This window comes from Nocardiopsis sp. iso_186 (assembly GCF_056173365.1).
This window is the reverse complement of the sequence record NZ_CM149670.1, coordinates 2309610-2334821: the sequence shown is the minus strand read 5'-3', so window position 1 is coordinate 2334821 and position 25212 is coordinate 2309610. Positions and strand designations below refer to the sequence as shown.

The following is a 25212-nucleotide window of genomic DNA, read 5'->3' as shown; positions in this document are numbered from 1 at the left end:
GGTTTTTGCTGGCCCGTGGGTGGCCCGTGGGAATGGTCGGGAAGGGATTTTGGCAATGGTGGAGAAAAAGGTATTGTCGCCCGCTGACGTGGCTCTTGAGCTGGGATTTGATCGTTCGACGGTTTATCGGTGGATTCATCTCGGCAAGGGCCCTAAGGTGTTTCGGTCGCCGGGTGGCGCTATTCGGATTCGGCGTTCTGATTTCATAGAATGGTGTTGCAGAGTCGGTTTCGATGAAAAGGAGATTTGAGTATGGATGAGCGCGGGCAGGATATCCAGTTTTGGGAAGTGCGTAAGCGGGCAGGGCGGCGTAAGCCGTTCGAAGTTCGGTGGCGCATCGACGACAAGCCTAAGTCGAAATCGTTCCTGACGAAATCGCTTGCGGAGAATTATCGGGCCGGGCTGCACCGGGCGGCGAAAGGGGGCTTGCGTTTCTGCACAATGACGGGTGAGCCCCACGTGTGGGCGGTGCGCGCCGAGACGGTTTACGACCACGCGGTGTCGTATGCGCGCCTGGCGTGGGGGTCCACGGATTCGGGCAACACCAGGCGCACGGTCGCTGACAACTTGGTGCGCTTGGTGTTGGCGGCGGTCGATGACAAGGCCCTCAAGCGCTCCCCTGCCCCGGCCTCGGATCGGGTGCTGCGCTCGGTACTGGTCCGGTGGGCGCTGTCGTTCGCTATCGCGCCTGGGGGCAAGACCCGGGATGAACGGGTCGTGCCGCTGAGCGGGGCCTCTGAGGAAGAGACGGCGTGCCTGGCGTGGGTGGCGTCGGTGTCGCGCCCCGTGAGCGATTTCGCGGACCTGGATATGGCGCTGGAACTGCTGGACCGGGCCTGTCTCAAGGTGGACGGGTCGGGGGGCTCGGCTGCGGGGACCGTGCGGCGTCGGCGCGGGATACTGGGCGCCTTGTTGAATCACGCGGTCAAGCGGGGTCTGATCAGCTCCAACCCGCTGTTGGGGGTCAAGACCGCCAAGCGGGCGCGGGTCACCGATGCGGTCAACCCGCGCAGCGTGCCCGACGTGGGGCAGGCGACTCGGCTGCTGACCTGGGTCACCAACAGCCCCAATCCGACCGACCGGTTCTTGTCGGCGTTCTTCGCCACGGGCTACATGGCCGGAACCCGGCCCGGGGAAACGCGTGCGGTCGCCAAAGGCGATATCACGTGGCCTGAGGAGATCACCCACCCCGACGCCGTGCCGGGATGGGGTCTGCTCACCGCCGCCGGGTCACGTACCGAAGTCGCGGCAAGCTTCACCGACAGCGGTACGCACGGCGAAGCACGGGAGTTGAAACAGCGCACGAAAGGGGATGTGCGGCTCATCCCGCTGCCGCCTGAGCTGGTGGCCACGCTGCGCGACCACATCGCGACTTATGGCACCACGCCAGATGGGCGGCTGTTCTGGTACGCCACGGCTGATGACCCCTACGCCACCCTGCCGGGCAAGGTGTATCGGCGCTCCTGGGCGCGTGCGCGCCGTGCGGTCCTGAGTGACGCCGAGAAGAAAGCGGGGCTGGCCGCTCGCCCCTACGACCTGCGCCACGGGTGCGCCTCCCACCTGCTCTACGTAGGGGTTCCAAGCCCCGAGGTCGCCCAACGTATGGGGCACTCCGTGGAAGTGCTGTCCACCACCTACACGCACTGGTTCGAAAACCAGACCAACGAAGCGAACAAGCTCATTGACCAGGCATTTCAAAAACATGGGCCTATCACGGGCCAAGCCCTCAAAAACGCGCCCGAAAAACCGCGAAACCCCAGGTCAGAGCGGTAGAACCGCGAAAACGGGCTATCCCCGCGTGCGCGGGGCTCACCGTCGCCTCCTGGGATGTGCGCACCTCGGATGCGGTCCATCCCCGCGTGCGCGGGGCTCACTCGCAGGCGACGCACCGCGCGGACGTCCATATCGGTCCATCCCCGCGTGCGCGGGGCTCACGCGCCCGGCCCTGACAGGGAGGAGACCTACGACGGTCCATCCCCGCGTGCGCGGGGCTCACAACGGGAGCTGCATGGCGTCGATCGTCACGGGCGGTCCATCCCCGCGTGCGCGGGGCTCACGTGAGTTTGGCGAGGGTGTGGGCGCGGCGGTCCGGTCCATCCCCGCGTGCGCGGGGCTCACGACCCTCGAAGTCTTCGAACCGTGGGGGCCGACGGTCCATCCCCGCGTGCGCGGGGCTCACGACCCTCGAAGTCTTCGAACCGTGGGGGCCGACGGTCCATCCCCGCGTGCGCTGGGCTCACAGTTAATGACCTGGCACTTTGTGGCTCGTTATCATAATGAGATTTTTGACTTTGTCCCATTTGTGAAGTCCTGCCCCCGCCGCGCCACATGCCGACGGCGCACCGGGAGGAATCCCATTATGCGGGCGTCGCAGCCGCCCCGCCCCTGCTTTCGGGGCACGGGAAGCCGTCATCCGTTCCGGAAGCGTACGCGGCGCCGCCGGTGGATCAGGCGGTGAGCAGTCCGGCCGCCATCCGGTGGGCGTGTCCGGCCGCGTCGGGGAGCACGCCGGTGCCCGCGACGGTGGAGACGCCCTCGTGCAGCAGCATGAATCCGGCGGCGGCCTCGTCGGGGTCGGGATGCCCGGCGTCGGCGGCGAGGCCGGTGAAGTAGTCGAGCATCCACCGCTTCTGCGCCACGACGACGGCGTGGCCCGGGTGGTCGGGGGACGGGAGTTCGGCGAGCGCGTTGACGAACGCGCAGCCACGCGGGGCCTCGCGGTCCAACCAGTGTGCGAGCGCGTCGAGGGTGGCGGGCAGCCGCTCGGCCGGAGCGGGCGCGTGCTCCCGCACCCAGGAGGTGAGCCAGTCGCGCCAGCGGTCGTCGCGCTCGGCCAGGTACGCGGCCACCAGGCGGTCCTTGGAACCGAAGCAGGCGTAGAGGGTCTTCTTCGTGACCCCAGCCGCGGCGGCGATGGCGTTGACACCGACGGCGTGGATGCCCTCGCGGTAGAACAGCCCCGACGCGGCGTCCAGCACCCGGCGCCCCGCAGGGGTCAGCGGGGGCACGGTGCGGCCGGTCGTAGCGACGGAATCGTCGGTCATGGAACACCACCCTTCCGCCTGGAGTATACGGACCGGTGAGCTTACCAGGGCTGATCCGGTCGGCAGGGGCGATCAGCACGAACCGCCCCCATCGGTCGGCCCAGGCCGGTCCGGTACACCACCACCGGCACCCGGAACACCGATCACCCCGCCCCTGCGAACGGCCTGCCCGGATGGGTCACCTGCTCGCCCGCCCGTCGGCCGGCAGGTGGGCGAGCAGCAGTTTGACGACGAGCACGGGGCCGAACCAGGCCAGTGCGACGGCCGTCCCCGGCAGGCTCGTGACGACCGTGACCGTCAGCGCCGCCGCCGCGAACGCCGTGGGGCGGCGCAGGCCCGCCGGCACCGTGACGACGGCCAGGGCGCCCAACACGATGAGGGCGTAGGTGGTGGCGGCTGCGGTCCAGCCGTAACCGGGGACGAGCGCGGCCAGGACGAAGGGGTGCAGGTGCGCCAGCACGAAGCCGAGATGGTGGCGTGCCTCCCGGCCCGGGCGGTGCCACAGTCGGCGGGCGGTGTCGGTGGCGTTGGCCGCGGCACCGCCGATCAGGTCGAACCCGACCACCGCGACCAGGGCGTAGTGCCAGAGCGCCCACTGCTGGTGGTGGAGCAGCCCGATGGCGACGACTCCGGCGGTACCGAGGACGGCCGTCGCGTACGTGACGGCCTGCTCCCCGGTGGTGGCGTCGGGCCCCAGGAGCCGGTCGGCGATCCCGGCGAGGCCGGGCCTGGGGCCCGTCGGTGTGCTCACGGGGTTCTCCCCACCGGGCGGGCCGGCCTCACCGACTCGGGTCCGGTCGGGTCGTCGGGGCGGGTTCGGGGAGGAGCAGGCGCACGAGGGGGTTGACGAGCGCGGCCGGGTTGACCTCGGGGTCGATGAGCCACTGGAGCACGCATCCCTCGATGGCGCCGACGAGGACGGTGGCGTGCGCGTGGGCGTTGACCGCTCCGGGGCACCCTTGCGCCGTTGCCTCTTCGAGCAGCGCCGCGATGGCCGCGCGGTACTCCCGGTAGGTGGCGGCGAGGTCGAGCGGCGATTGCGGCCCCCCTCTGCTCGCCGCCCACAGGTCCAGGAGCACGCGGGCGAGGTCGGGTTCGGCGGTCAGCATCGCGACGACCCCGCGCACCAAACGTTCGAGGCGTTCGCGTGCACCGCCTCGCCCTGCCGCGGCCTCGGCGAGGACCGCGGCGGAACGCGCGGTGAACGCCTCGGCCGCGACGTGGAGGAGCTGCTCCCTGCTGTCGAAGTAGAGGTAGACGCTGCCTTTGGCCACCCCGGCTTCCTGGGCGATGTCGTCGATGCGGCTGGCGGCGTAACCGCGTCGGGCGAACACGCGGATCGCGGCTGCGAGGATCTCCTCCCGCCGGGTCCGCCGGTCGGCTCTGCGCGGTTTCATGCCCCGCCCCTTTCATGACTGACTAGTCAGTCATATTACGATCCGACACTTCCCCCATCAAGCCCCGGACATGGAGCGTCCTTGCGTTCAAGGTATACCGACCGGTGAGTTGACATTGCCGCGACCGGCATGGTTCCGTGACTCCACAAGTAACCCCACCGGTCGGTATACCTCGCATGGTGATCGACCACGAAAGGAGAAGACCCGATGCACGCAATGGTCCTCACCGGATTCGGCGGCCCCGAAAAACTCGAATACCGTACCGAGCACGCCGATCCCCTCCCGGGCCCCGGCGAGGTCCGTGTGCGGGTGGGTGCGGCGGGCATGAACAACACCGATATCTGGACCCGCCAGGGTGCCTACGGCGTCCCCGGCGATCCCGGTGCGAGCGCCGGCTGGCGGCGCGAGCCCCTGGCCTTCCCCCGGATCCAAGGCGCCGACGTCGCCGGAAGGATCGACCGCGTCGGCGCGGGGGTAGCACGATCCCGGATCGGCGAACGGGTGTTGGTGGACCCCATGCTCTACAGCGGTGGCGAGGTCGAACTCGTGGACACCGCCTACCTGGGCAGCGAGCGGGACGGCGGGTTCGCCGAACTCGTCACCGTCCCGGCCGGCAACGCGCACCGGATCGACTCCGCGCTGTCCGACGAGGAGCTGGCCACCTTCCCCACCGCCTACGCCACGGCCATGCGGATGCTGAACCGGTCCGGGCTCTCGGCAGGGGAAACCGTACTGGTCACCGGTGCTTCCGGTGGGGTCGGTTCCGCGCTGGTCCAGCTCGCCTCGGCCCGGGGCGCCAGGGTGATCGCGGTCGTGGGGGCCGCGAAGCGCGACCGGGCGATCGAACTGGGCGCCGATGCCACCGTGGCCCGCGAGGCCGAGGACCTGGCGGCGCGGGTCCGCGTCGCGGCGGCGGGCCGCCCCGTCGAGGTGGTGGCCGATGTGGTCGCCGGCCCGATGTTTCCCGCGCTGATCGGCCTGCTCGCCCCCCTCGGGCGCTACGTGGTGGCCGGGGCGATGGCCGGCGCGATCGTCAGCGCGGACCTGCGCACCGTCTACCTGCGCCAGCTCAGTCTCATCGGATCGTCGTTCGGTACCCACGACGACTTCGCCCGCCTCGTCGCCCACATCGAGGCCGGCGAACTGCGTCCGCTGCTGGCCGGCAGCTACCCGCTGGGCGAACTGGCCGCCGCGCAGGAGGCGTTCGCGGCCAAGGAGTTCTTCGGCAAGCTCGTGGTGCGCCCCGGGGAGTGACCGGCACCGCGGCGGCGGCACCGCTTCCCGGGGAGCGGTGCCGCCGCGCCCGGGGAGAGCGGCGGGCCCGCCGCGTCGCGGCTCCCGCTCCCGGGCCCTCCTCTGCCGCTGGGGCTCAGCGCACCTGGACGACGTACTTGCCGCGGACGCCGCCCGCCTCCAGCGCACGGTGGGCGTCGGCGATGCGCGCCAGCGGGTACACGGTGTCCACGACCGGCCGGATCTCCCCGCGCTCCACGTATGCGGTCAGGTCGTCGAAGAGGCGCGTCCCGGGGTTGCCGCTGAAGAACCGGACCCGCCGCGACCCGAAGACGGCGGAGGCGAGGATGAAGGCGGCGGAGGCCAGGATCCGGTCGGCGTCGGGCGTGATGCCCACCATGCGACCGCCGGGGGCGAGAAGGCCGTGGTAGGCGGGGAGTTCGGTGCCGGCGGTGTCGAGGACGACGTCGAAGGCACCGAGGTCGCCCGGGGACGTCGTGCGGTAGTCGAAGACCTCGTCCGCGCCGAGGCCGCGCACGAAGTCAAGGTTCTTCGCGCCGGCGAGCGCGGTGACGTGCGCCCCCATCGCGCGGCCGAGCTGCACGGCGATGCTGCCGACCCCGCCGCTGCCGCCGCGCACGAGCAACCGCTCGCCCTTCCCGAGGCGGGCCTTGTCGCGCAGGGCGGTGATCGCGGTCGTGCCCACGGGCAGGCTGACGGCCTGCACGGGGTCGAGACCGGCCGGGCTGAGGGCCATCCGCCGGGGGGAGACCGCGACGAACTCGGCCGCACTCTCCTGCCGCAGGCGCGGCGTCACCCCCCACACCATGGCGCCCGCCCGGGGGCCCGGTCCTTGCGCGGCCGGCTCGACGACCTCGCCGACGAAGTCGATACCCGTCTGCTTCGGGAAGCGTCGGCCGAAAACGTTGCCGAGTTTCCCCTCCCGCAGGACGGCCTCTCCACCGTTGACGCTGATGGCGTGCACGCGCACCAGCGCCTCCCCCGGTTTGGGGACCGGAACCGGCAGCGTGCCCTCGTAGAGCACGTCCGGCGGCCCGTAGCTGTCGTAGAGGGCCGCGCGCATCTCGTTCACTGTTCTCGATCCCATCATCCGTCAACGGCGTGCCGACTCACCGGTGGAATGTGGACCGCCTGCGGCGGCACCGGGCACGGCAAAGCCACGGACGGTCCGACCGAGAGGCGGCGACACCAAGCGGAGAACCCTCTCCACTTGTTTTCCACGCTAGCACGCAAACCGGAGCACCCTCTCCATTTGAGGTAAAGTGAGAGGTATGCGCACTGAGCACTCTCGGATAACCGACCCACCCGGTGAGTCCCCCGCCGGAACACCGGGGCTGCGCGCCGACGCCCTGCACAACCGCACCCGCATCCTGGAGACCGCCCGCGAGGCGTTCTCCACCACGGGCCTCGACGTGTCGATGGCCGAGATCGCCCGACGCTCCGGCGTCGGCATCGCAACGCTCTACCGGCGCTTCCCCACCAAAGAGGCACTGGTCACCGAGGCGTTCTCCGATCAGTTCGCGGAGTGCGTCTCGGTGGTCGACGACGCCCTGGCCCACCCCGACCCCTGGCACGGGTTCTGCTGGGTCGTGGAGAAGGTGTGCGCCATGCAGGCCGTGGACCGGGGGTTCACCATGGCCTTCCTCTCGGCGTTCCCCGACGCGGCCGCCTTCGAGAAGAAACGCGCCGACGCCGAGCACAGCTTCGCCCGGCTGATCCAGCGGGCCAAGGACGCAGGCGGGCTGCGCGCCGACTTCGCCTACGAGGACCTCATCCTGCTGCTCCTGGCCAACGGGGGGGTCGCGACCGGATCGACGGCGAAGGCACCGGAGGCGTCGCGCCGCCTGGTCGCCTACCTGCTCGAAGCGTTCCGGGCCGACCGTGCCGCCCCGCACGCGGACCTTCCGCCGGTGCCCTCCCTGGACCTGGAACAGGTGTACTGCCCGCCGACGGCATAGGCCGGCACGGCCGGGCCCGGGACCGTCCCGGTTCGCCGGTCGTCCCCGGGGCGGTGCGGAGACGCCGTACGGCTACGCGCGGCTTCCTCGGGCCCCGTGCACGCGGGAGCCCGCGTGCACGGGGTCTCAGGCCAGCGGCCCCCGGCGGGGCGCGCGACCGCTCAAGTCCCGTTGCCGCCGCACGCCCCCGCCCCACACGGTGCGGGGACGACGGCCGATCAGGGCCGGGCCTCGTTCACTCCCTTGGGCAGGCCCGGAACCGGTTCCGTCATCCGGGCCCCGGCCTGGTTCCGGGAGCCTGCCGGCCCGCCGGGGTCCTGGTTGTCGCGGAAGGCGTCCGTGAGGAGCTGGGCGCGTGCTTCGGCGCGCTCGGTTCTTTGGGTGTGCTCTTGGCGCTGCCGGTCCCGGCGTCGAGCCCGGGCGACCGCTCGGGCTGCCACGGGCCACTGGCGGGAGGAACGCGGGGGGTGTGGCACGTGGTCGTTCCTTTGGCCCGGCCCTCGCCCGAAGGGGCATCGGCACGTGGCGACCCATCGGGCGACCGCCCTGGTGGGTGGGCGGCGGTCGTCCACTGCCGCGCCGAGGGCGACGGCTGCCCGGCCACCGGGTCGAGAACGGCTCGCTGCTTCCGGACGACGATCTCCAGCGCCCGGCGCAGGGTCGGCGTCATGTCGTGGAGCGGGTCGCCGGTGACGGCCTCCAGGCCGGCGGCGATGTCGTGCACCTTGGTGTTGGTGTCCTGGGACGCGTGGCGGAGAAGCCGGAACGCCTCGTCGGAGTCGCATCGGTGAAGTCCCATGATGATGCCGAGCCCCCGCCCGATCACCCCGCGTGTCTCCAGCGCGGCGGTGAGGTGGTGGACCTGGGTTTCCAGCTGGTGGATGCGGGCCTGCTCGTCGGCAACCACGTCGGCTGCTGTTTCGGGTGTGGCGTCTGCAGCCATGTGCCCCTCCCCCTGCGGTGCGCCGGGGTCCGTTGGTCACGAACCCGATGGCCCACCGTTGGGTGTCGGTGTGGATGCTCTTCCCGTCCGACCGGGTGGGCCGAACGGGGCTTTCCACATCTCCCACTATGACTGGCGGAAATTACGGACGGGTTGTGTCCTGGCGCAAAAAAGACTCGCGATAGGGGCCACTCGCCCCCCTAAACGGCAAGTTGGACGGCCATGTGCGCAGCACAGCTCCCTTTTCGGGTACGTGGGGAGCAGTATTCGCCGATCGTCGTTTCCCGTACTCATCCGGTAGGGCTGTCCCCGGCACGGCAGGAAAGGCCCTAATGTCCTGGCGTGTGACCGAACCTTCCCCGTCCCTGGCTGCGACAGCGGACGCCTACGATGCCGTGGCCGTCCGTTACGCCGCGTTCGCCCGCAACGAGCTCGACGCCCTTCCACTGGATCGCGCGGTGCTCGCCGCGTTCGCCGACCTCGCCCGGTCAACCACTGCGGGGCCGGTCGCGGAGCTGGGGTGCGGCCCGGGACGGGTGGCCGCGCACCTGCGGGACCTCGGGCTGGACGTCTTCGGCGTCAACCTGTCGCCGGTGATGGTCGATCTCGCCCGCGAGGCCTACCCCGGCATCCGGTTCGAGGTCGGCTCCATGGACGCCCTGGACCTGGCCGACGGCACACTGAGCGGCATCGTGTCCTGGTACTCGGTCATTCACGCCCCACCGCGGGACCTTCCCGCGTACTTCGCCGAGTTCCGGCGGGTGCTGGCGTCCGGCGGACACCTCGTGCTCGCTTTCTTCGAGTCGGAGGGCGGGCCGGTCACGGCGTTCGACCACGCGGTGGCGACGGCCTACCGGTGGCCGGTCAACGGCCTCGCGGAACTCGCCGGCGAAGCGGGATTCGTCGAAATCGGCCGAATGCTGCGCGAGCCGCTCCCGGGGGAACGACACCGCCGGGGCCATCTCTTGATGCGCGCGGACGAGCGGCCCGGGTGACCGCGCGCCGCCGGAGCGCGGGGTGTCCGCCGAGACGGCGGACGGCGCGGCCACCGCGCTGCCCCGCACCACGTCCGCCCGCCGGCGACGTCGCCCCGCCCGGGTGCCCTTTTCGGACACGGTTTCGCGCCGGAGTTCTCCGGTCCGCCCCACGCGTGCGCTACTCAAGGGCGACGAGGACCGATTCGATGTCGGGCGTCTGCCTCTCGTAGGTCTCCCCCGGCGCCACGACGCCCAGGCGGCTCTCGCAGCTGTGCCCCGAATGCACCTCGACGGGGCGGTCGGTCCGGTTCGTGACCCCGGTGGCCTTGACCGCTATCTGGTCCTCGCTCTGGTTGTAGCAGTTGCCGTCTTCGAGGTCGGCGATGACGATGTCGGGACTGTCCTGGTCGAAGGAGTTCCGGAGCAGGATTTCGCCCTGGGTGGCCTGGACCGAGGCGGCGCCGGTCAGGGTCAGGACAGCGGCGACCGTGCAGATGCCAAGCGTGCGGTTCATGGGCGGTCCTCGTTGTCGGCGTGCACGGCGGGGGACGGGTGGTGTCCGTCGGCGCCATTGGCTTCGGGCTGCTGTTGACTGCCGAAGGTAATCCACCGATGGCCGATGACCTGCGCGGACACGGCGCCCTCTCCACACAGGTGGGGCAAAGATCGGGAAAAGTCGGTCGGCTGCGTCAACAACCGCGGAGAAACGAAAAGCCCCTGGAGGCGATGGCACTGGACCGCTTCGACGGGTTCGTCGCGGGGGTGCCCAGCCATTCTGGTCGGGGGCGGGTTGGGCCAGCTCCCCGACCGTGGGCGGGCCGTAAACGGCGATGGCCGGGCGCAGGGCACGATCGGGCCGGTGCAGGGGCACCGTCCGACCGTGGACACCGGTGGCCACCACCCCCGACACCGTGCAGACGCCGGCGTCTTCGATGATCGCCTCCGTGAACCGCCGTGCCGGTGCGGGCACGGGCCCTGAGTCACCTGTGCGAGGCGCCCCTCCTGGCCGGGTCCGGCCGGCGGCGCCGGCCGGACCCTCACACGCCGGCCGCTACTCCGGGGACGGGGTGCTACGGCGGCCGCCGAGGTGCTCGGCGAAGTGCTGTTCGATCGCACGGTAGAGCCGGAACTGGTTCTCGGGGTTGGAGAACCCGTGGCCTTCGTCCTCGGCGAGGAGGTACTCCACGGGGACGCCGCGTTCGCGCAGGGAGGCGACGATGTTGTCGGACTCCTGCTGGACGACGCGGGCGTCGTTGGCGCCCTGGGCCACCAGCAGCGGGGTGCGGATCCGGTTGACCATGGTGATCGGCGAGCGGGCCAGCATGTCGGCTTCCTGGGCGGAGTCGTCGGGGTCGCCGACGTAGTGGTACCAGTTGTTGGCCAGGTGGGGCCTGAGGAACGGCGGCAGGGTCCGCATGAAGTTCGCCAGGTCCGAGATACCCACGTAGTCCACCGCGGCGGCGAAGTAGTCCGGGGTGACCGTGACGCCGACGAGTGCCGCGTAGCCGCCGTAGGAGCCGCCGTAGATACCGATACGGGCCGGGTCGGCGTAACCCTGCTCCACCACCCAGGTGGCGGCGTCGATGAGGTCGTCGTGCATCTTCCCGGCGAACTCCCCGATCGCGGCGGTGACGTGGCGCTTGCCGTAGCCCGAGGAACCGCGGAAGTTGACCTGCAACACCGCGTAACCGCGGTTGGCCAGGAACTGCGCCTCCGGATCGTAGCCCCACGAGTCATGGGCCCACGGTCCGCCGTGCACGAGCAGGACCAGCGGCAGCCCTTCGTGGTCCACGCCCACCGGCAGGGTGAGGAAACCGTGCAGCGGCAGGCCGTCGCGGGCCGGGAAACGGACCGCTGTCATCGGGGCCAGGTCGGCCGGGTCCAGCTGCGGGTACGGGCTGAACAGCAGCCTGCTCCGCCCTGTCCCGTGGTCGTAGAACCAGGTCGCTCCCGGTTCACGGTCGTGGATGAAGGTCGCGATCCATCGCTGCTCGCTCTCGTCCGAGGACACCGTGCCCAGCACGCCGTCGGAGAGCGCGGACAGCGCGGCGTACACCTCGGCGAAGTCCGGGTCCAACACCTCGATCCTGGGCCGGTCGCCCACGAAACGGGCCGCGATCACCTCGCCGGTGCGCCGGCTGGTGAACACCACGGGGGGCAGCCCGGAGGCAATCAGACCCATCGTGCACAGGCTGTGCCCCTCCACGGCGGCGACCACGGTCTCCTCGCCGGTCCCCCGGTCGATACGGACGAGCCGAAGGTCGTCGGAGTCCTGGTAGGAACCGACCAGCAGGCCCTTGCCGTCGGGCGTCACGATCTGCAGGGGCAGCCCCATCGGGTGCTCCGGGCCGCCGTGCTTCCCGAGGAAGCGCCGCTCCCCCGTCCCGGGGTCGATCGCAGAGAACTCGTAGGTGCCGTCGTCGGCCAGCACCGAGTGGAACGACGCCTCGCCGTCACGGTCAACCAGGATGGTGGTGGTCGGCTCGGGCTGTTCCAGGTGCAGTGCCGTCTCACCGGTGGCGACGTCGATCCGGAACACGTCGATGAACATGGGGCGCTGGTTCATCCAGACCAGCACGCTCCCGGGCACCGACTTCAGGGGTTCGACACCGAACACGCGGGACCCCGGCTCCAGGGGCGTCAGGTCAACCGCGGGCTCGTCGGGTGCGTCGAGGTCAACACGGAAGAGGTGCCAGTCCTCGTTGCCGTCGGTGTCCTGCGTATACAGCAGCCAGCGCGGATCGTCGGTCCAGTGGTAGGCCTTGATGCCGCGCCGGGAGTCGTGCGTGACGCACACCGCGTCCTCGTGCTCCTCGTCAACCCCGCGGACCCAGACGTTCGTGCGGCCGTACTTGGGCGCCAGGTAGGCGATCCTCGTCCCGTCCGGCGAGAGCGACGCACCGGAGAACACCGGATCCGCGAAGAACTCCTCGACCTCGATCAACTTCGGAAGGGAATATCGACTCGGTACCTCGGTCATCCAATGCTCCAATCAGGGTCGGTGTCGCGTATCCGGTCGGTGCGCCCGGCGTCGGGCGCACCGATGACGCGTTCCATCCGGCGGACGGGCCGCCGCATGAGCCTGATGGAACACCATGACGTAACGGCACAGTCAACCCTCGGCGGGTCCGGCGCCCCTGGGGGGGCAAACTGGGTGTCCCGGTCGCCCCGCAAGCGGCCCGCCTGTGGCCTGCCCGGGATCCCCGGGCGGCCCGGGCCGTACAGATGCGAACGCGTCGGTCGTTCGGTGCCGGCGCGCGGATGCCCGCCGATGGAGCACCGCGATGCGTGGTCACCCCGGAGACCGGCGCGACCAGGCGCACGGGTCCGGGTCAGCCGGCGAGATCGACGCCGAGCGCGGCCAGCCCGCCGAAGCCGACGCCCCACAGGACGATCGCCACCGACTGCCAGAAGATCACCGAGTTCCGGGACGCGCCGAAGGAGATGGTCGCCGCCGACGTGATCTGACTGGCCAGCACCAGCGGCCCCAGCAGGCTCACCCCGGCGACCCCGTACCGGTCGAACCGCGCCTTGAGTTTCGCGCGACGCGGCGAGAGCTCGGCCTGCGGCCGGTCCCCCCGGACCCGCGAGCGCAAGCTGTGGGCCGCGTACACGGCGACCAGCATCGACACGAGGTTGCCGAGGATCGCGGCCGGGATCGCGACGAAGGGCGAGAGCCCCGCCACCACGCCGATCACCGAGCCCAGGTACGACTCGACGAAGGGGATCACCCCGAGCAGGATCACGGCGATCCACTGCAAAGCGGGTGACAAGGACTCGGTGAAACTCTGCAACTGCTCGAACATCGGCACTGCTTTCTTCGAGGTGGTGTCCGGTCTCGGCTGCACGGACACGCGTAGGGGTTCGGGTCGGGGGCGGTGCTAGGACGCCGCGAACCGGTCCTCCGCTCTTTCGGCCTCGGACACGGCCGGGTGTCGGATGCGCGGCAAACGCACCCGGTGCCCGGTGGTGGAGCGCTTGTCGTCGTTGGCGGAGCGCTCGGGCCCCTCCGGTAGACCGGTCCCGTGATGGTGCCGCACGCCCTCGAACGTGGCCTCGGCGGGTTCCGCGGGTTGACGCGTGCTCCACGCCATGGCTGCCGCTCCCCTCCGTTCCCCGAAACGCTGCGTCCCGTGTTGGTATCTGCCATTGCAAACTATGCCGTCGGGGCATGGTCAACTCCGTTGGGGACCGCATCTCGTACCAGGTCGATGGCGTTCGCCACACCGACGAAGCGGTGGGGGAACCGGCTGGTTCCCCGTCCGTGCGCCGAAACCCGAACGAGGACGCCGGCACGGCACGATGCGGCCGGTCGCGCGGTGACGGAATCCGGCGATCCCGCTCAGCAGGCGGGGCCGTACCGACAGGGGCGGGCGGTACGGCCGCCTTGCGCACGGGCTGTCAGGGACACGACCGGTAACGGTACCCGGCCAGGGGAATTCGACCCGTCGGCCGATCGGGCTCGGAGACGAGGAAGCCCCGGGACCGAGTCGGACGAACACCCGACCGCTGCCCGGCCCCTCCCGGTTTCAGGGGGGCAGCAGGACCATCCCCGCGTGTGCGGGGCTCACGTAGACACGTGGGCGGAGCGACACCGGGACGCCGGTCCATCCCCGCGTGCGCGGGGCTCACGCGAACCCAACCCGACCGAGGTGCCCGCCGTTCGGTCCATCCCCGCGTGCGCGGGGCTCACCCTGCCGCGACTCCTCCGTAGCGGCCAAGCGCCGGTCCATCCCCGCGTGCGCGGGGCTCACCTGGAGGGTGTGGCGTCGGCGGGCCGCCCGTCCGGTCCATCCCCGCGTGCGCGGGGCTCACCCCTCACCGGCTTGGGCGCACCCCTGCCGGTTCGGTCCATCCCCGCGTGCGCGGGGCTCACCCCTTCAGGTCTGTGCTATCGGGGTCCCACCAGGGTCCATCCCCGCGTGCGCGGGGCTCACGCCGTCGCCATCGCCGCCGTCATCACGCTCGGCGGTCCATCCCCGCGTGCGCGGGGCTCACGCGGGCCAGCTCGTAAGTCTGAATACGGGTCGCGGTCCATCCCCGCGTGCGCGGGGCTCACGGCTGCCCATAAAGTCTCGGAAATGGTGGCTGACGGTCCATCCCCGCGTGCGCGGGGCTCACACGGCGTTGTCGGCCGCGGCGACGTTCGCGACCGGTCCATCCCCGCGTGCGCGGGGCTCACGTTGATCGGGTCCTGATGCGGGTTGAGGTCCACGGTCCATCCCCGCGTGCGCGGGGCTCACGACTCCTGGTTGACGAGCCAGAACTCCGAGACCGGTCCATCCCCGCGTGCGCGGGGCTCACTTCCTCAAGATCCGATGGGGAACCGACGGCGACGGTCCATCCCCGCGTGCGCGGGGCTCACGGCCAGATCCGCCAGGGCCGCATCCGCGTGGACGGTCCATCCCCGCGTGCGCGGGGCTCACGTGCGCCGGTCCCTGACCATCCCCGCGCAGTCCGGTCCATCCCCGCGTGCGCGGGGCTCACCGCGGCACACCGCCCGGACCCGTCATCGAGGACGGTCCATCCCCGCGTGCGCGGGGCTCACTCGCGCAGGGCAACGGTGTGGGTGTCGTCAACCGGTCCATCCCCGCGTGCGCGGGGCTCACCAGCGCGCGGTCGGCGTCAACGACGACGGCGCCGGTCCATCCCCGCGTGCGCGGGGCTCACACCCCCATCTGCTCAGGGGTGACGTCCAGGACCGGTCCATCCCCGCGTGCGCGGGGCTCACAGGAGAACTGACATGAACCACCCCTACACGGACGGTCCATCCCCGCGTGCGCGGGGCTCACAGTTAATGACCTGGCACTTTGCGAGCCGTTACCATTATGAGACCTTCGGTGAGACGTCCAGCATCCCTATTATCCACTAGCTCCCGCCCCCTGTCAGACCAACCACTCCCCCACCCCCGACCAGGCACTACGCCCACGACACGCGACCAAACAGGGCTTCACAGCAGGGACCTCCAACAGATGCCACACCCCCACTGCGCGGGAAAGGCGGAAGCGATCGCGGAAGGAAATCGTCCGCATTGCCCTTCGCGACTTGTCGATCACCTGCGTTGAACCGATACGACACTCCTTCCGCTCCCCTGAACTCGCTCAGAGCCGGTAGGGGTGGGCGGCGTGGAGGAGGTCCTGGAAGTGGGCGAGGTAGTGGCGGGTGTCTTTGATCGGTAGCGCCAGGGGGAAGGGGATGGCTTCCACGGTGGTGGCGTTGTCGGTGATGGTGAACCCGCACGACCAGATCACCGGAGGATCGTGTCTCTCGGGCAGGACACGCAGGGTGACATGTGGCAGCTCGGCCAACGCCAGGAGCAGCAGGTGTTGTTCGGTCATGGTCTCCCGAGTATCAGAGATGGAACGGCGCGCATCTCAGATCTTGGACTACCAAAGCCTGGTAATTACCGGACTTCTTCAAACCGAAAGCTACGCACGCGCGACTTTCCGCGCCGGAAATCGAACCGCCAGAAGATCGCATTTGGAATCACAGGTGAGCGATCGAGTGGCGCGACACTCCGTACTCACCGAACCCGATGCGCCCTATCTCGTTGCGGTGATCGACGAGCACGTATTGCGCCGCCGCCTTGGAAGCCCACAAATAATGTGCGACCAGATGGAACATCTCGCCAAAGTCTCCACCTGGGAACGAGCCGAAGTGGTAATCGTTCCCGCTACAACGTGGGACCCACCTGGTGTCGATGGATCATTCCGACTGACCAGAGTGCCAGAAGCCATGGTTCTTTTTCGCGAGACAGGGGCGACTGGAGACGTGATCATTAACCCTGAGATCATTGACGAGCACGTCGCCCTCATGGGAGACCTGCGCACCGTCGCCCTTCCTCCAGATCAATCACGAGATCTCATCCAGAAAATAAGAGAAGAATACTCATGAACAATAATTACCGAGAATGGAAAAAATCCAGCTACAGCAAAGGAGAGGCGAACTGCGTCGAAGCCGGCTACATGCACGACAGTATTGCAATTCGAGATACAAAAAACAGAGACCTCGGACATCTTGGCTTTCCATCCAATGAATGGAAGGCATTCATCTTAGGCATAGCCAAGAATATTCTATAATCTGACGAAACGCAGCAAAACTCTTCACCTTAAACCGTTTCGCCACGCAGACCCAGCCCCCTTTCATGAAACGGAAGGGGGTTCATTCACTCCGAAATAGTTTTCCATCCGAGTTTACTCGCAGACATGCGCAGCCAGACTTCAAGGCACCCCGATAATTTCACCAACCCATAATCAGATCAGCATTTCGAACCGGCCAGGCAATTGAGAAACACGATCTCCTCACAAGCCAAGCCAACGAAATGTCTTCCAAAAAACTGGGAAACCGCAGCTCAAGACAGCACGGTTACACAAAAGGGTTTTCCCTGCACGCACGGCAGCGCTTCCAACAGGTAACGGTAGGCGTCACTGAAGGGCGACCAGCGCCGCACCGACGCCGAAGGGACCATCCCCGCGTGCGCGGGGAGCACTCCGGTTCCAGCTCGACCATGCGCTTGGCGACGGGACCATCCCCGCGTGCGCGGGGAGCACGGGATCTGCAGGGCCTGGCGGTGCAAGATCTCGGTACCATCCCCGCGTGCGCGGGGAGCACCGTTCATCCTGACTGAGCTGAGCCCGTTGATCGGGACCATCCCCGCGTGCGCGGGGAGCACCGCCGCGGTTAGCTTCGCCTCTCTCGCTGGCAGGGACCATCCCCGCGTGCGCGGGGAGCACGCGGTGTTCACGCCGATCGGCAACGTCGGGACGGGACCATCCCCGCGTGCGCGGGGAGCACTCGGCACAGTCCCGACTGGGACAGAGGGTCACGGGACCATCCCCGCGTGCGCGGGGAGCACTCAGCGATGAAAAGGTGCGGGATGCCGCCCTCGGGACCATCCCCGCGTGCGCGGGGAGCACCGGTACTGGGGGAAGTACTGCCGAACCTGGCTGGGACCATCCCCGCGTGCGCGGGGAGCACTCTTGTTGACCTGGGACTCTACCAGCGGGTAACCCTTGTTTCATTCACTTGTCGAGAAAAGAACATCAGGCGCGAAAAGCCTTTTTCTTCTCAAATGATGCTCTTCGTCGTCACTTCTCCATGCTCGCCGGTCCCGTTGCAGCAACGCTCGAAAGCAGTCGGCTGCTGCACGGCGAAGCGTCACGGGAACGTTCTCGTCGTCACTTGCACCCCGGGACGGTGCGTCGTCAGCGCGAGCGGGCGTTCCCCGTTCGCGTCGGCGGCAGCGGGGCGGTGACCGTGACGCCGTGGCGGCGGGCCATCCAGCGGACGAGGAACGGCACCGCGAGCATCATGGCCACGGCGAGGAGCATGATGGGGCCGCCCGTGCCGTTGCCCCGGTCGAGGATCGAGTCGGCCTCCCCCGCGAGCATGACGGGCAGCAGCACGAGGACGTTGTTGACCGCGTGCACGAGCACACTCGCCTCAAGCCCGCCGGAGAAGCGCACCATGAGCGACATCGCGATCCCAGCGGCCAGGTAGGCCGCGATCGACCACGGGTCGCCGGACAGGTGGATGAGGGCGAAGGGAAGCGCGGTGAACGCGGTGGAGAGCACGAACGCCGCCGTGGGGTCGCGCAGCCATGACCCCGTGGAACGCTGGACGAGTCCGCGAAAGCCGTACTCCTCCCCCGCCGACTGCAAGGGGGAGGTGAGGAGGACGATCGCGACCATCGCGACCGCCGTGCCGTCGAGGCGAATGCCGTCAACCGGCTGGAGCAGTTGGACCAGGCCCACGTACACGATCCAGACCGGGACGACCACGAGGGCGAGGCGCCCCGACCACCGCCAGCGGAACCCCCCTTCGACGGAGGACATCCAGCGCGGGCGCACCCCGAACACCGCCCACTGCACCAGCATGGAGACCGGGACGAGCGACGCGAGCATGAGGTTGTTCGCCAGCATCAGCCCCGGTGTCATGGTGAGGGTCCCGTCAGCGGGGTCCTGTGGAGCGGAAGCACCGGTGGCGGCGTCGATCAGGTTCGCGACCGGCAGGACGGCGAGCACCAGGAGGAGGAACGCCACGGCGAGGAACACGAGAAGCGCGAGGACACCGCGCCACGCTCCCGGGGCTGCGCGAAGCGCCTGATGGTACTCGACCCGCGTCTGTTGACCGCTGTCGGTGGGGCCGAGCGGCGGGGCGGGGACGGAAGGACCGACGGACACGGGTGGACTCGATTCATGGTGACGGGCGCGCCCGGGATCGGTTTCGCGCGGGACGGAAAACAGCCGGCCGGGAAGAGGCCGACGGGTACGGGTGGGGCGGGGGCCTCTGCTAGCGGGTGGCTCCGGGGTCCTCGTCGCCGGCGAGTCTGGCCAGTACGGTCTGCTGCGCCGCGTTCAACATCTTGCGCCGGTAGGCGTCCAGGAGCGCCTGCGCGGTGCCGTCGAGCAGGATCGTGTCCGCCAAGGAATCGAGCGGCTCGGCCAGGGAGGCCAGGACCGCGGCGAAGTCGTTGACGAGGGCGGTGATCGTGTCCTCGTCGCTGGTGGCGGACAGTTCCTCGAACCGCTGGTTGACGGCGAGCAGTCGCGGCAGGATGCGCGGGTCGTCGAGTTCCTCGAAGAAGGCCATCATCCTGGTCCGGTCGGCGGCGCCCATCACCTGCCCCAGCAGGACGACCTGGCCGCGCGTCGACTCCGACAGCTCGGAGGGGTCGGCGCCCAGGAGCGCGGCGATGCGGCCGAGCTGCGGCGGGAAGTCCGGGGCCGTGCGCGCGGCCCGCGCGGCGGCGATGAGTTCTCTTTGCGCGGTGAGCCGTTCGACCTTCTGCGCGAACTCGTGGTCCAGGGCCGCCAGCATCGCGTCGATGTCGTCGGTGCTGTCCTGGCCGTCGAGGATGCCGGCCGTCTCCACCAGCGGAATCCCGGCCGCGCCGAGGTTCTTGATCCGGAGGACCCTGATCAGGTCGTGCATGTCGTAGGAGCGGTGGCCGTTCTCCTGCCGTCGCGGCTCGGCGAGGATACCGATCTGGTGGTAGTGCCGCACCGTGCGGACCGTCACCCCGGCGAGTCTCGCGAGCTCCGCCGTCCTCACCGCGCGCCTCCCCGCGCCAGCGGGACGATCGGGGTCTCGTGGTCGCTTCGCACCGGGTGCGACCAACGGCCGCGTGTCTGTCGCATAGCCCCAGTGAAACCTATGACGTTACGTCACAGGCAAGTTCCGGGACACGAAACGCGAGGGAGGCGCCCTGCCGGCCGGGGTGGAACAGAACACGGCGCGTGCCGTCAGCGCCTGCCGGACGCGGCGGTGTCCCGACCGTACTCGGGTTGCCACATGGCGTCCTGGACGGCCTGGACGAGGTTGTCGTGCCGTACGGTGGCCACCCCTTCGTCGGCCGCGGCCCTGGCCACGGCGACGGCGACCGTGGCCGACGACGCCCGGAGGTTCTCGACCGGCGGCAGGAGCGAGGCTCCGGGGCTGCTGACGTCAACCTGTCCGGCGACGGCGTCGGCCGCGGCGAAGAGCATCCCGTCGGTGACGCGGGCCGCGCCGGAGACGATGACGCCCAGGCCGAGGCCCGGGTACAGCAGGGCGTTGTTGGCCTGTCCGATGGTGCAGGTCGTGCCGTCGCGTTCGACAGGGTCAACGGGAATCCCGACGGCGACCAGGGCCGCGCCCTTGGACCAGTCGAGCGCGTCGCCCGGCATCACCTCGATGCGGCTTGTCGGGTTCGACAACGGGAGCAGGATCGGCCGGTTGACACCCGCGGCGAGGGCCTCGACGACGTCCCGGGTGAATGCGCCGTGCACCGTTGACGTGCCGATGAGGATGGTCGGCCTCACGTGCCGGACGGTGGTGAGCAGGTTGACGGTCCCGCCGCCCCAGTCCTTCACCTCGGCCGCGGGACGCGCGTAGGCCGCCTGGTAATCGGGGAGGCCGTCCATGTCGTCGGTGACGAGACCGTCCCGATCGATCAGCCAGACCTGTGACCTGGCCTTCTCCTCGCTCGCACCGGCCCGCACCATTGCGGCGGCGATCTGGTCGGCCATGCCCGTACCGGCGGTTCCCGCGCCGAAGACCACAAGCCTCTGGTCGGCGAACGTGCCGCCGGTGACCTTCAGCGCCGAGATGACCGACGCGAGGACGATGGCGCCGGTGCCCTGCATGTCGTCGTTGAAGACGCGGTACGTGTGGGCGTTGTTGACGAGGATGCGGCGGGCGTTGGACGGCCCGAAGTCCTCGAAGTGCAGCAGTGCCTTGGGGAACAGGTCGGAGACGGTGGACAGGTAGGTGTCGATGAGCCGGTCGTAGGCCGCACCGGTGACGCGCGCGTGGCGGTTGCCCAGGTAGGCGGGGTCGTTGAGGAGGGCTTCGTTGTCGGTGCCGACGTCGAGGTTCACCGCGACGACCCGGCCGGGGTGCACGCCGGCGGCGGCGGTGTAGACGGCGAGCTTGCCGACGGCGATGTCGGTTCCGTTGACGCCCCAGTCGCCGATGCCGAGGATTTCCTGCGCGTCGGAGACGACGACGAGGTTGACGTCGTCGGGGCCGAGGTCGAGGCTTTCGAAGGAGGCGCGCACGTCCTCGATCCGGTCGATGGAGAGGTAGACGGCGCGTGATTGCCGGTAGTCGGTGCTCCACTGTTCGATGGCGTCGCCGATGGTGGGGTCGTAGACCACGGGGAGAAGTTCGGCCAGGTGGTCGAGGAGCAGCTTGAAGTAGAGGACCTCGTTGCGGTCGTGCAGGGCGTCGAGGTAGATGTACTTGGCGAGGTCGTCCGGCTTCTTCGTCAACTGCGCGTAGGCGCGCGCCGCCTGCTCGTCGAGGGTCTCGACGGCCGAGGGCAGCCGCCCGGTCAGGCCGAGTCCGGCGCGTTCGGCCCGGGTGAACGCGGTCCCCCGGTTGCGGGCGGCGTCTCGCAGTGTCGTCTGTGCGGTGTCCATGGTGTCCCCGTTCCCCTCAGGCGTGGTTGTTCGTGGCGGGTGCTCCTGCGGGGGCCACTGCCCAGATTCCCCGGTCCGCCATCTGCTGCGCGGTGATCGACGAGCCGATGCTGTCGAGCGCCCATTCCCGGGGCGCGGGCAGATCGGCCCGGAAATGGGCTGGCACGTCCGTGTACTGCGGCTCGTGCGCACCGCGGGCGGAGGAGAAGACGACGTCCTTCGCCCCACCGTCCGCGCCATTGGTTCCGAAAACGGCTTGGACGACGTGGAGGCGTACACCCGTTCCCGCACCCCGCCCCGGTGAACGAGGACGGGACGGTCACCGATTTCGGCAACACGGGCGCGCAGATGCGCCGGTGCTCCGTCAACGCGGCGGAACTCCCGCGGCGTTTCGGCGCGTCGCTGGACGCCGTCGTCGAAGAGGTCGCCTTGGAATGACGCGGATCTTCTCGCGTGCGCCACGGAAACACCGGTCGGGAGGACAACCGAGGAACTTCAGGGAGGTCCTCACAGCTTCTCGGTACCGGTCATCTCCTCAGGCGAGGGCCAGATGGCAGCAGATTTTCGTCAGGCCCGGAGTCTGCGGATCGCCAGGACGGATCCGTCTGGCCGTACCGAGACGGCCCCACCCCAGGATTCGTCCCACTTCGCATAAGGGTTTTGCTCTTGCCGGGCATCGACTTCACGCCTGTACTTGTTCACTCGCAGCCCGGAAAGGAGTTCGAAGAGGTCCGAGGCCAGACCGGAGAATGCCTCGACGCGTTCGCCGTTGAGGCGGAAAATGTGTTCTGTACCGACGCAATGAATGCCGAGGAGCGTGTGTTCCATATCCCGGACACTGCTGGTGACAGCATGTGACTGCCGCGTGTAGTTGTGGCCTCCCTGTTGCTTGATGAGGTAGGGAGCTGTCGCCTGGTTGTCCCCGGTGAAAGCCACCGCTCCGGCAGCGTCCACGCGGGCGAGGACACACCGGAACCACTCAGCGTCCCGAGGAAGGACGTGGAATCCGAGCATCCCCTCTTCAGGGTGAGGACCTTCAGCAGGTTTCATGATCTGCGGCGGCATTGGGCGATAACGCAATCTCACGTTCATTTCCTCCTCCTGTACCGGGAGGATTCCTCCGTCTCCGTCCGCATGAAGGGCGTGCACGACCACCGGCCCCTTCATACTCAGTTCCGTGCTGAAGACCAGGCTCGGAGTCTTGTTCCATGGTCCGATGTGCACCGCTTCCACATGGGCGGAAGCAGAGGCCAGCTGTGGATATGAAGAGGAACTGCGGCCGTGGTGACCCTTGCAGACGATGGGGAACACGATGGCCTGCTCGCCCGGCTTCCATACTTCGGCAAAGAAACGGGGACGGTACCGGTTGCCGGTCAAGGGCCATCCTGCACGCAGAACCGTTTCCACAGGCACGACGGAGACACGGTGGCCTCGATAGCGCTCCCGAAGGATGTGCTCGGCCGCCACGACCCCGAAACCCACACCCAATTCATGAGCTTGGACCGTCTTGTGTTGGCGCTGGGTGGACCGCCCTTCTTCCGAAAGGACGCTGTAGCCGTCTTCCCCTCGTGCTTCGAGGGCCAAAGCGTACTTCAAACAGCCCCAGTGCTCAGCAAGCCCCCGGGCCGACCCCTGCTTGTCGAGGGAGATCGACCTCCCCAAAGCGTGGAGAACACTCAGAGGCGCCACGCCCGAAGGAGAACTTTGCGTCGCGGGAAGAGACAGGAGTCGTGGTTTCCGGCGCGGCGGATCCTGTCTCTTCTCCTTGTACCGAACGTCATCTTTGGCAACCGCCGATTCGACCTTTCCGGCGAGCCCTTCCCCCGAGCTCAACGCAACCGATGACGGCTCGACAAGCCCTCGCAGGATTTTTTCCAACCCAGACAAGACATCCCCCACGCTTCAATGAACTCGCAGCTCCAAGGAAGAGAGTATTCAGGAACGAGCAGGAACACCCAAGAATCAACAAAAATTCTCTTTCAACGAAGAGGACTGCACCAGAAAAGGAAACGTCACGCGACTTTTTCCTCAAGGAAACCATTAGCCCCGCAGGCATCAGACACCCCGAGAAGCACTTGAGCAACCACCCCCACTCCGTTTTCATCATTTTCAATCCACAAGTTCTTTGATCCAACAAGAAAGCCGGAAAAGAATTGACTGGCGAGACTCTTCACTCTGCAAAGCGAGCCCCCGGGACATCGAAAGCCATTTTTTTGGCGACGCAAATTCAGAGCTGCCCGAACGATGGCCACTTGCGTGTCGTCAAGTGCAGTTCCACCGACTCTCGTCGCTTTTGAAAGCACCCTCGCCGCCGTGGAGTCCCACTAGTGTCGTGCGCATGCGCATTCCGACGGACGCCGAGATCCGCGACCTGCATGAGAAGTACGCCCCCTCCCCCGAAGCGTTCGAACTCGTCTACCGGCACTGCGAGATCGTCCGCGCCATCGCGGAGCAGCTGCTCGGACGCGGCCTGGTCAACGTGGACGCCGATCTCGTGCGCGCCGGGAGCCTTCTCCACGACATCGGCGTGTACTCGCTCTACGACTCCTCCGGAAAGATCGACCACGCGAACTATCTCCGCCACGGAATACTGGGGCACGCGATTCTTTCCGGAGAGGGGCTCCCCGAAGAGATCTGCCGTTTCTGCTCCCACCACACGGGCGTCGGCCTGAGCCGCCTGGACGTCCGCACCCAGGGGCTCCCGATCCCGGTCAACGACTACCTGGCGGAGTCGCCGGAGGAGGAACTGGTCATGTTCGCGGACAATTTCCACAGCAAGACGGAACCGCCGGTATTTGTTTCGCGGACATCCTGCGAAAAACGCCTCCGACGCTTCGGGGAGGACAAGGTGGCGGTGTTCGACCGCATGGCCGACAGGTTCGGCGAACCCCGCCTCGACCCGCTGGTGAGGACCTACGGGCATCCTTTGACCTGACGCCCGTGGTCGGCCCGCCGTGGTGACGAGCCGTCCGGTGCCCGGACGATTGTCCGGGCACCGGACGCGCCCGTATCGCGAACGGCCGGAGTCGGTGGAAGAGCGGAACGAGGTAGACGAGCTCAAGAGCTTCGTGCACCGCGCCGACGAGGAGCACCCCGACGCCAAGCGCGTAGAGCCGAATGTCGCCGACGAGGCCCGCTGCGCAGCCCGCCCACCGCGTCACCGGTTCGAGTCGCCGGCACGGGAGCGTCAACCGCCGAAGGATGATCACGCCGAGTGTCGCGCGGACGTGGGCCTGCGCTCGACGACGAGGCGGCGGACCGCCCTTCCCCCACAAGGGGCCGACGGCACGTTTCGTCTCGACAGCGCTCCTGAACGGGACTCCGCCACACAATGACCGTGGACACCGTCCCACGCTCACCCAAGCCGTCCACGTCCGGATTACCTTCATGGAAGACACGCGAAAATCTATAGTGACCGGAGTAGACATCCGTCAGAGGTGTTGCTACATTTTCTGTCGTAGCCACAGAGATCCACGGCAGGGCCACCGGATGGGCCGGTGGAAACGCAGAACCGGTGTCTCGCTCGGACATGGGGATACCGCAGCAGTAGAGCAGGTCGGCTCGACCGGTGTGCACGTGCTCCAAGACACCGGGAGCCGGTAGGACAGCAGGACCCGGACGTTCCGCCTTTACGGGGGACTCCGCAGCAGGAGGAAGGACGCAACAAGGCTCGACCGACGCGCATCGCTGGACGGCGCCGGGAGCCGGTAGGACAGCACGACCGTAGGACCGGTGT

24 protein-coding genes and 3 CRISPR repeat arrays are annotated in these 25212 nt (G+C 68.5%); of the genes, 9 read left to right on the top strand and 15 right to left on the bottom strand.

The genetic code is table 11. The annotated features are described in order from the left end of the window. Nucleotides 1-55 precede the first annotated feature (55 nt). Entirely contained in the window at nucleotides 56-250 is a 195-nt protein-coding gene (locus AC0VYP_RS10395; protein ID WP_475474217.1) for a helix-turn-helix transcriptional regulator, read from the top strand. Nucleotides 251-252: 2 nt separating this feature from the next. Next, nucleotides 253-1773 carry a tyrosine-type recombinase/integrase gene (locus tag AC0VYP_RS10390; protein WP_475473723.1) on the top strand — a complete coding sequence of 507 codons (1521 nt, stop codon included), beginning with the start codon at nucleotides 253-255 and terminating at the stop codon, nucleotides 1771-1773. An 11-nt stretch (nucleotides 1774-1784) separates the two neighbouring features. Continuing rightward, nucleotides 1785-2240: direct repeats of the CRISPR family, unit length 29 nt; unit sequence CGGTCCATCCCCGCGTGCGCGGGGCTCAC. Nucleotides 2241-2447: 207 nt separating this feature from the next. On the opposite strand, the gene AC0VYP_RS10385 is transcribed toward AC0VYP_RS10390, so the two are convergent. From AC0VYP_RS10385 to AC0VYP_RS10375, 3 genes are all read right to left on the bottom strand, one after another. Continuing rightward, complete coding sequence (locus tag AC0VYP_RS10385) at nucleotides 2448-3044, bottom strand: TetR/AcrR family transcriptional regulator (RefSeq protein WP_475473722.1); 597 nt, start codon at nucleotides 3042-3044, stop codon at nucleotides 2448-2450. A gap of 178 nt (nucleotides 3045-3222) precedes the next feature. Next, nucleotides 3223-3795, bottom strand: a complete 573-nt coding sequence (locus tag AC0VYP_RS10380; RefSeq protein WP_475473720.1) for a hypothetical protein — start codon at nucleotides 3793-3795, stop codon at nucleotides 3223-3225. Between the two features lie 28 nt (nucleotides 3796-3823). Then, a complete protein-coding gene (locus tag AC0VYP_RS10375; protein WP_475473718.1) occupies nucleotides 3824-4441 on the bottom strand; it encodes a TetR/AcrR family transcriptional regulator in 618 nt (205 codons plus the stop codon). A gap of 207 nt (nucleotides 4442-4648) precedes the next feature. On the opposite strand from AC0VYP_RS10375, the gene AC0VYP_RS10370 reads away from it, so the two are divergent. Continuing rightward, on the top strand, nucleotides 4649-5695 hold the full coding sequence (locus tag AC0VYP_RS10370) for an alcohol dehydrogenase family protein (protein WP_475473716.1): 1047 nt from the start codon (nucleotides 4649-4651) through the stop codon (nucleotides 5693-5695). A 115-nt stretch (nucleotides 5696-5810) separates the two neighbouring features. Here the strand turns inward: AC0VYP_RS10370 and AC0VYP_RS10365 are convergent, their stop codons facing one another. Next, nucleotides 5811-6758 (bottom strand): NAD(P)-dependent alcohol dehydrogenase, encoded by a 948-nt coding sequence (locus AC0VYP_RS10365; RefSeq protein ID WP_475474215.1) that lies wholly within the window; start codon nucleotides 6756-6758, stop codon nucleotides 5811-5813. A 208-nt stretch (nucleotides 6759-6966) separates the two neighbouring features. Here AC0VYP_RS10365 and AC0VYP_RS10360 point away from each other — a divergent pair, with 208 nt between their 5' ends. Continuing rightward, on the top strand, nucleotides 6967-7653 hold the full coding sequence (locus tag AC0VYP_RS10360; protein WP_475473715.1) for a TetR/AcrR family transcriptional regulator: 687 nt from the start codon (nucleotides 6967-6969) through the stop codon (nucleotides 7651-7653). 268 nt (nucleotides 7654-7921) lie between these two features. Here AC0VYP_RS10360 and AC0VYP_RS10355 read toward each other — a convergent pair whose 3' ends face one another. Further along, nucleotides 7922-8596, bottom strand: coding sequence for an ANTAR domain-containing protein (locus AC0VYP_RS10355; protein ID WP_475473713.1), 675 nt, complete (start codon nucleotides 8594-8596; stop codon nucleotides 7922-7924). A gap of 332 nt (nucleotides 8597-8928) precedes the next feature. Here AC0VYP_RS10355 and AC0VYP_RS10350 point away from each other — a divergent pair, with 332 nt between their 5' ends. Further along, entirely contained in the window at nucleotides 8929-9591 is a 663-nt protein-coding gene (locus AC0VYP_RS10350; RefSeq protein WP_475473712.1) for a class I SAM-dependent methyltransferase, read from the top strand. Nucleotides 9592-9751: 160 nt separating this feature from the next. Here the strand turns inward: AC0VYP_RS10350 and AC0VYP_RS10345 are convergent, their stop codons facing one another. The 5 genes from AC0VYP_RS10345 to AC0VYP_RS10325 all read right to left on the bottom strand — a co-directional run bounded on the left by AC0VYP_RS10345 (nucleotide 9752) and on the right by AC0VYP_RS10325 (nucleotide 15911). Next, on the bottom strand, nucleotides 9752-10087 hold the full coding sequence (locus tag AC0VYP_RS10345) for a hypothetical protein (RefSeq protein ID WP_475473710.1): 336 nt from the start codon (nucleotides 10085-10087) through the stop codon (nucleotides 9752-9754). Nucleotides 10088-10624: 537 nt separating this feature from the next. Then, the gene (locus tag AC0VYP_RS10340; RefSeq protein WP_475473709.1) at nucleotides 10625-12553 is read right to left on the bottom strand and encodes a S9 family peptidase; all 1929 of its coding nucleotides are present in this window, start codon (nucleotides 12551-12553) and stop codon (nucleotides 10625-10627) included. Between the two features lie 352 nt (nucleotides 12554-12905). Continuing rightward, a complete protein-coding gene (locus tag AC0VYP_RS10335) occupies nucleotides 12906-13379 on the bottom strand; it encodes a hypothetical protein (protein WP_285761543.1) in 474 nt (157 codons plus the stop codon). A 75-nt stretch (nucleotides 13380-13454) separates the two neighbouring features. Next, complete coding sequence (locus AC0VYP_RS10330; RefSeq protein ID WP_475473707.1) at nucleotides 13455-13667, bottom strand: hypothetical protein; 213 nt, start codon at nucleotides 13665-13667, stop codon at nucleotides 13455-13457. Between the two features lie 448 nt (nucleotides 13668-14115). Then, nucleotides 14116-15365: direct repeats of the CRISPR family, unit length 29 nt; unit sequence CGGTCCATCCCCGCGTGCGCGGGGCTCAC. Between the two features lie 309 nt (nucleotides 15366-15674). Next, nucleotides 15675-15911: a Scr1 family TA system antitoxin-like transcriptional regulator gene (locus AC0VYP_RS10325; protein ID WP_475473706.1), complete on the bottom strand. Its 237-nt coding sequence runs from the start codon at nucleotides 15909-15911 to the stop codon at nucleotides 15675-15677. Between AC0VYP_RS10325 and AC0VYP_RS10320 the strand changes: the two genes are divergently transcribed. Together AC0VYP_RS10320 and AC0VYP_RS10315 are read left to right on the top strand one after the other, a co-directional pair. Beyond that, the gene (locus AC0VYP_RS10320; protein WP_475473704.1) at nucleotides 15799-16467 is read left to right on the top strand and encodes a DUF5753 domain-containing protein; all 669 of its coding nucleotides are present in this window, start codon (nucleotides 15799-15801) and stop codon (nucleotides 16465-16467) included. The genes AC0VYP_RS10325 and AC0VYP_RS10320 overlap by 113 nt on opposite strands. Then, the gene (locus tag AC0VYP_RS10315) at nucleotides 16464-16652 is read left to right on the top strand and encodes a DUF397 domain-containing protein (RefSeq protein WP_475473702.1); all 189 of its coding nucleotides are present in this window, start codon (nucleotides 16464-16466) and stop codon (nucleotides 16650-16652) included. The genes AC0VYP_RS10320 and AC0VYP_RS10315 overlap by 4 nt, the downstream gene beginning before the upstream one ends. 381 nt (nucleotides 16653-17033) lie before the next feature. Continuing rightward, nucleotides 17034-17550: a CRISPR direct-repeat array (repeat unit 29 nt; unit sequence GGGACCATCCCCGCGTGCGCGGGGAGCAC). 227 nt (nucleotides 17551-17777) lie between these two features. On the opposite strand, the gene AC0VYP_RS10310 is transcribed toward AC0VYP_RS10315, so the two are convergent. The 4 genes from AC0VYP_RS10310 to AC0VYP_RS10295 all read right to left on the bottom strand — a co-directional run bounded on the left by AC0VYP_RS10310 (nucleotide 17778) and on the right by AC0VYP_RS10295 (nucleotide 21642). Beyond that, nucleotides 17778-18755, bottom strand: coding sequence for a lysostaphin resistance A-like protein (locus tag AC0VYP_RS10310; RefSeq protein ID WP_475473700.1), 978 nt, complete (start codon nucleotides 18753-18755; stop codon nucleotides 17778-17780). Nucleotides 18756-18864: 109 nt separating this feature from the next. Continuing rightward, nucleotides 18865-19626 carry a MerR family transcriptional regulator gene (locus AC0VYP_RS10305; protein ID WP_475473699.1) on the bottom strand — a complete coding sequence of 254 codons (762 nt, stop codon included), beginning with the start codon at nucleotides 19624-19626 and terminating at the stop codon, nucleotides 18865-18867. A 191-nt stretch (nucleotides 19627-19817) separates the two neighbouring features. Then, nucleotides 19818-21476 (bottom strand): NAD-dependent malic enzyme, encoded by a 1659-nt coding sequence (locus AC0VYP_RS10300; protein WP_475473697.1) that lies wholly within the window; start codon nucleotides 21474-21476, stop codon nucleotides 19818-19820. 16 nt (nucleotides 21477-21492) lie between these two features. Beyond that, entirely contained in the window at nucleotides 21493-21642 is a 150-nt protein-coding gene (locus AC0VYP_RS10295; RefSeq protein WP_285761548.1) for a hypothetical protein, read from the bottom strand. A gap of 134 nt (nucleotides 21643-21776) precedes the next feature. Here AC0VYP_RS10295 and AC0VYP_RS10290 point away from each other — a divergent pair, with 134 nt between their 5' ends. Continuing rightward, complete coding sequence (locus AC0VYP_RS10290) at nucleotides 21777-21914, top strand: hypothetical protein (protein ID WP_285761549.1); 138 nt, start codon at nucleotides 21777-21779, stop codon at nucleotides 21912-21914. Nucleotides 21915-22043: 129 nt separating this feature from the next. Here the strand turns inward: AC0VYP_RS10290 and AC0VYP_RS10285 are convergent, their stop codons facing one another. Beyond that, nucleotides 22044-23060, bottom strand: coding sequence for a hypothetical protein (locus AC0VYP_RS10285; protein WP_475473695.1), 1017 nt, complete (start codon nucleotides 23058-23060; stop codon nucleotides 22044-22046). Between the two features lie 754 nt (nucleotides 23061-23814). Here AC0VYP_RS10285 and AC0VYP_RS10280 point away from each other — a divergent pair. Continuing rightward, nucleotides 23815-24411: an HDIG domain-containing metalloprotein gene (locus AC0VYP_RS10280; protein WP_475473694.1), complete on the top strand. Its 597-nt coding sequence runs from the start codon at nucleotides 23815-23817 to the stop codon at nucleotides 24409-24411. Nucleotides 24412-25212: the final 801 nt, after the last annotated feature.